This window comes from Streptomyces sp. NPDC055506 (genome assembly GCF_053643595.1).
Genome location: NZ_JBSHKH010000233.1, coordinates 1 through 5873, shown reverse-complemented (window position 1 = coordinate 5873; position 5873 = coordinate 1). Strand labels below are relative to the sequence as shown.

The following is a 5873-nucleotide window of genomic DNA, read 5'->3' as shown; positions in this document are numbered from 1 at the left end:
GCACGGGCGGCGGCGGACCGGCACGGCTGGGCGTCCGTCGAGACCGACTGGCGTGCCCTCGTCGAACGGGACGACATCGACCTCGTCGACATCTGCACCCCCGGCGACAGCCACGCCGAGATCGCCCTCGCCGCCCTGGCCGCAGGCAAGCACGTCCTGTGCGAGAAGCCCCTCGCCAACACCGTCGAGGAAGCCGCCTCGATGGAACGCGCCGCCGAAGAGGCGCACGCACGCGGCCAGGTGGCGATGGTCGGCTTCAACTACCGCCGGGTGCCGGCCACCGCCCTGGCCCGCCGGATGGTCGCCGAGGGCCGCCTGGGCAGGCTGCGGCACGTGCGTGTGACGTACCTCCAGGACTGGCTCGTCGACCCGCACTTCCCGCTGACCTGGCGGCTGCGCAGGGAGCAGGCCGGCTCGGGCTCGCTCGGCGACCTGGGCGCGCACATCATCGACCTCGCGCAGTATCTGACGGGGGAGCGGCTGGCGGGCGTCTCCGCGCTGACCGAGACCTTCGTACGGGAGCGCCCGCTGCCCACCGGCGCCACCAGCGGGCTGGCCGCGGTCTCGTCCGCGGGCACCGGCGAGGTCACCGTGGACGACGCCGCGCTGTTCACGGCCCGCTTCCCGTCCGGCGCCCTGGCCTCCTTCGAGGCCACCCGCTACGCCACCGGCCGCAAGAACGCCCTGCGCATCGAGCTCAACGGGGAGCGCGGCTCGCTCGCCTTCGACCTGGAGCGGCTGAACGAGCTGTCGTTCCACGACGGCACCGAGCCCGGCGCGGAGGCCGGCTTCCGCCGCATCCTCGTCACCGAACCCGACCACCCCTACCTGGACGCCTGGTGGCCGCCGGGCCACGGCCTCGGCTACGAGCACACCTTCGTCCACCAGGCCCGCGACCTGGTCCACGCCGTCGCCGAGGGCCGCCGCCCCGATCCGTCCTTCGCCGACGGGCTGCAGGTGCAGCGCGTGCTCGCGGCGGTCGAGGAGAGCGCCGAGAAGAACTCCGTCTACACCCCGATTGCGGTCTGAGGAGGCTGACGCGCGATGCCGCGTACGTTCACGCTGTTCACCGGCCAGTGGGCGGACCTGCCCCTGGAGGAGGTCTGCCGGCTCGCCCGCGACTTCGGCTACGACGGCCTCGAACTCGCCTGCTGGGGCGACCACTTCGAAGTCGACAAGGCGCTCTCAGACCCGGGGTATCTCGACGGCCGCCGGGCGCTGCTCGACAAGTACGGCCTCAAATGCTGGGCCATCTCCAACCACCTCGTCGGCCAGGCCGTCTGCGACGCCATCATCGACGAACGCCACCAGGCCATAGTGCCGGACACGGTGTGGGGCGACGGAGACCCGGAAGGCGTACGGCAGCGGGCCGCGGCACGCATGAAAGACACCGCGCGCGCCGCGGCCGCCTTCGGCGTCGACACCGTCATCGGCTTCACCGGCTCCGCCATCTGGCACCTGGTCGCCATGTTCCCGCCCGCCCCCGACGCGATGATCGAACGCGGCTACCAGGACTTCGCCGACCGCTGGAACCCGATCCTGGACGTCTTCGACGCCGAAGGCGTGCGGTTCGCGCACGAGGTGCACCCCAGCGAGATCGCCTACGACTACTGGACGACGGTCCGCGCGCTGGAGGCGGTCGGCCGGCGCCCCGCCTTCGGGCTCAACTTCGACCCCTCGCACTTCGTGTGGCAGGACCTCGACCCGGTCGGTTTCCTCTGGGACTTCCGCGACCGGATCTACCACGTCGACTGCAAGGAGGCCCGCAAGCGCCTCGACGGACGCAACGGCCGGCTCGGCTCCCACCTGCCCTGGGGCGACCCGCGGCGCGGCTGGGACTTCGTCTCCGCCGGGCACGGCGACGTCCCCTGGGAGGACGTCTTCCGGATGCTGCGCTCCATCGACTACCAGGGCCCGGTCTCGGTCGAGTGGGAGGACGCCGGCATGGACCGGCTCCAGGGGGCGCCCGAGGCGCTGACCCGCTTGAAGGCCTTCGACTTCGACCCGCCCAGCGCGTCCTTCGACGCCGCGTTCAACAGCTGAACCACGCACCTTCCTTGTTCAGGTCACACACCTCCGGGGTGACGGCGCACCCCGGCGCCCGCACCGCACGTCTACGCACCCATCCCGTACGGCCCACCCCGTTCCCGGAGGGACTTCGTGCACAGAACCAGACTCAGAGGCACCCGCACCGCCGGCCATCCCAGGCTGCGCACCACCGTCGCCCTGTTCACCGGCCTGCTCCTGGCCGTGGGCGCCCCGGCCACCGTCGCCGGGGCCCACCCCGGTCACCCGGAGCACGACGAACCGGCGGCCGCCGAGGGCCAGTTCCAGCAGGTGCCGCTCGCCAAGGGCGAACCTGAGACGGGCGAGCCGATGTCGCTGGCCGTGCTCCCGAACCGCAGCGTGCTGCACACCTCGCGCGACGGCACACTGCGCCTCACCGACCAGGGCGGCGTCACCAAGATCGCCGGCAAGATCCCCGTCTACAGCCACGACGAGGAGGGCCTCCAGGGCGTCGGCATCGACCCGGACTTCAAGAACAACCGGGCGATCTACCTCTACTACGCCCCGCCGCTGGACACCCCCGCGGGCGACGCCCCGGAGACCGGCACCGCCGAGGAGTTCAAGAAGTTCGACGGCGTCAACCGACTCTCCCGGTTCACCCTGAACGCCAACGGCACGCTGAACACGGCCAGCGAGAAGAAGGTCATCGACGTCGCGGCCTCCCGCGGCATCTGCTGCCACGTCGGCGGCGACATCGACTTCGACGCGGACGGCAACCTCTACCTGTCGACCGGCGACGACACCAACCCCTTCGCCTCCGACGGCTACACCCCGATCGACGACCGCGAGGGCCGCAACCCCGCCTTCGACGCCCGCCGCAGCTCCGCCAACACCAACGACCTGCGCGGCAAGATCCTGCGCATCAAGGTCGCCGAGGACGGCTCGTACACCGTCCCGGCGGGCAACCTCTTCGCCCCGGGCACCGAGAAGACCCGCCCCGAGATCTACGCGATGGGCTTCCGCAACCCGTTCCGGATGAGCGTCGACGACAAGACCGGCATCGTCTACGTCGGCGACTACGGCCCCGACGCGGGCGCCGCCGACCCCAAGCGGGGCCCGGGGGGACAGGTCGAGTTCGCCAAGGTCACCAAGGCCGCCAACTTCGGCTGGCCGTTCTGCACCGGCAACAACGACGCGTACGTCGACTACGACTTCGCCACCAAGGAGTCCGGCGAGAAGTTCGACTGCGCCGCCCCGAAGAACACCTCGCCGTACAACACGGGCCTCACCGACCTGCCGCCCGTGCAGGCCGCCTGGATCCCGTACGACGGCGGCTCGCTGCCCGAGTTCGGCAGCGGCTCCGAGTCCCCGATGGCCGGCCCGGTCTACCGCTACGACCCCGACCTCGACTCCAAGGTGAAGTTCCCCGAGGCCTACGACGGTGACTTCTTCGCCGGTGAGTTCGGCCGCCGCTGGATCAAGCGGATCGAGCAGAACACCGACGGCTCGGTCGCGAAGATCAACGACTTCCCGTGGACCGGCACCCAGATCATGGACATGGAGTTCGGCCCCGACGGCGCGCTCTACGTCCTCGACTACGGCGTCTCCTGGTTCCAGGGCGACGAGCACTCCGCGCTGTACCGGATCGAGAACGCCGAGGACGGCTTCTCGCCGATCGCAGAGGTCAGCGCCGACAAGACGTCCGGAGCGGCAGGCCTGAAGGTCAAGTTCACCGGCTCGGCCAAGGACGCCGACTCCCCGGACCTCACCTACAGCTGGGACTTCGGCGACGGCACCAAGGGAGAGGGCCTCAACCCCACCCACAAGTACAAGAAGGTCGGCACCTACACCGCGACCTTCACCGCCAAGGACGCCGAGGGCAACACCGGCAACGCCAGCACCCGGATCGTGGTCGGCAACACCGAGCCCAAGGTGAGGATCGACATCCCGGGCAACGGCACCATGGCCGAATTCGGCAAGCCCGTCCCGTTCAAGGTGACCGTCACCGACCCCGAGGAGACCGTCGACTGCTCCAAGGTCAAGGTCGCCTACAGTCTCGGCCACGACTCCCACGCCCACGAGCTGACCAGCGAGATGGGCTGCGAGGGCACGCTGAAGCCGCCCCCCGGTGACGGCGGCCACGACCCCAACGCCAACATCTACGGCGTCGTCGGCGCCAGCTACACCGACGGCGGGGCGAACGGCCAGGAGACGCTGACCGGCACCGCCCGCACCGTGCTCCAGCCGCTGCACCGACAGGGCGAGCACTTCACCACCCAGTCGGGCGTGACGGTGATCGAGAAGACCGGCGCCAACGGCGGCAAGACCGTAGGCAACATCGACGACGGCGACTGGATCTCCTTCAGCCCCTACCGGTTCGACGGGCAGAAGAAGATGACCGTGCGGGCCTCCTCCGGCGGCGCGGGCGGCTTCATCGAACTGCGCACCGGCTCGCCCGACGGCCCGCTGCACGGCTCGGCGTACATCCCGCCGACCGGCGGCTGGGAGACCTTCCAGAACGTCGACGTGCCCCTCCGGTCGCTGCCCAAGAAGACCACGGACATCTACCTCGTCTTCAAGGGCGGCGAGGGCGCGCTGTACGACGTGGACGACTTCGAGTTCTCCAAGGAGCCGTTCAAGGGCGGCAAGAAGGTCCTGGTCTTCTCCAAGACCGCCGGCTTCCGCCACGACTCCATCCCGGCCGGCATCACCGCCCTGAAGGAGCTCGGCGGCCCGGCCGGCATCACGGTCGACGCCACCGAGGAGGCCCGCCAGTTCACCACGACGAACCTCGCCAAGTACGACGCGGTGGCCTTCCTGTCCACCACCGGTGACGTGCTCAACGCCGAGCAGCAGAAGGCGTTCGAGGACTACGTGGCGGGCGGCGGCGGTTACCTGGGCATCCACGCCGCCGCCGACACCGAGTACGACTGGCAGTTCTACGGCGGCCTCGTCGGCGCCTACTTCGACTCGCACCCGGCCATCCAGAAGGCCACCGTGCGCGTCGAGGACCACGACCACCCGTCGACCGCGCACCTCGGCGATGCCTGGGAACGCACCGACGAGTGGTACAACTACCGCACCAACCCGCGTGAGCAGGCCAAGGTCCTCGCCACCCTGGACGAGACCACCTACCAGGGCGGGAACATGAAGGGCGACCACCCGATCGCCTGGTGCCAGAGCTACGGCGGCGGCCGCTCCTTCTACACCGGCGGCGGCCACACCAAGGAGTCCTACGCCGAGGAGGCCTTCCGCGCCCATCTGCTCGGCGGTCTCCAATACGCCACCGGCCAGGTCAAGGCGGACTGCAAGCCGGCCAAGGACTACCGGAAGATCTTCAACGGCCAGACCCTGGAAGGCTGGAAGCAGGCCGGCCCCGGCAAGTTCGTCGTCAAGGACGGCGTGATGGAGTCCGAGGGCGGCATGGGCCTGCTCTGGTACCAGGCCAAGGAGCTGAAGTCGTACTCGCTCAAGCTCGACTGGAAGATGCGGGGCGACGACAACTCCGGGATCTTCGTGGGCTTCCCGGCCTCCGACGACCCCTGGTCCGCAGTGAACAAGGGCTACGAGATCCAGATCGACGCCACGGACGCGCCCGAGCGCACCACGGGCTCCGTCTACTCCTTCAAGTCGGCGAACATCAAGGCCCGTGACCAGGTCCTGCGGCCGCCCGGCCAGTGGAACTCCTACGAGATCAAGGTCCAGGGCGAACGCCTCCAGGTGTTCCTCAACGGAGTCAAGATCAACGACTTCACCAACAAGGACCCCCAGCGGAGCCTGACCGACGGCTACATCGGCCTCCAGAACCATGGCGCCGACGACCAGGTCTCCTTCCGCAACATCCAGTTGAAGGAACTGCCCGTCAC

3 protein-coding genes are annotated in these 5873 nt (G+C 69.6%); all 3 read left to right on the top strand.

Going from position 1 to position 5873, the window contains the following annotated elements; genetic code table 11:
* The coding region (locus tag ACWIF2_RS39800) for a Gfo/Idh/MocA family protein (protein WP_454366478.1) at positions 1–1029 on the top strand (1029 nt) is incomplete at its 5' end.
* A 15-nt stretch (positions 1030–1044) separates the two neighbouring features.
* The gene (locus ACWIF2_RS39795; RefSeq protein WP_454366476.1) at positions 1045–2043 is read left to right on the top strand and encodes a sugar phosphate isomerase/epimerase family protein; all 999 of its coding nucleotides are present in this window, start codon (positions 1045–1047) and stop codon (positions 2041–2043) included.
* Positions 2044–2160: 117 nt separating this feature from the next.
* A partial coding sequence (locus ACWIF2_RS39790) for a ThuA domain-containing protein (protein WP_454366474.1) occupies positions 2161–5873 on the top strand: 3713 nt, incomplete at its 3' end.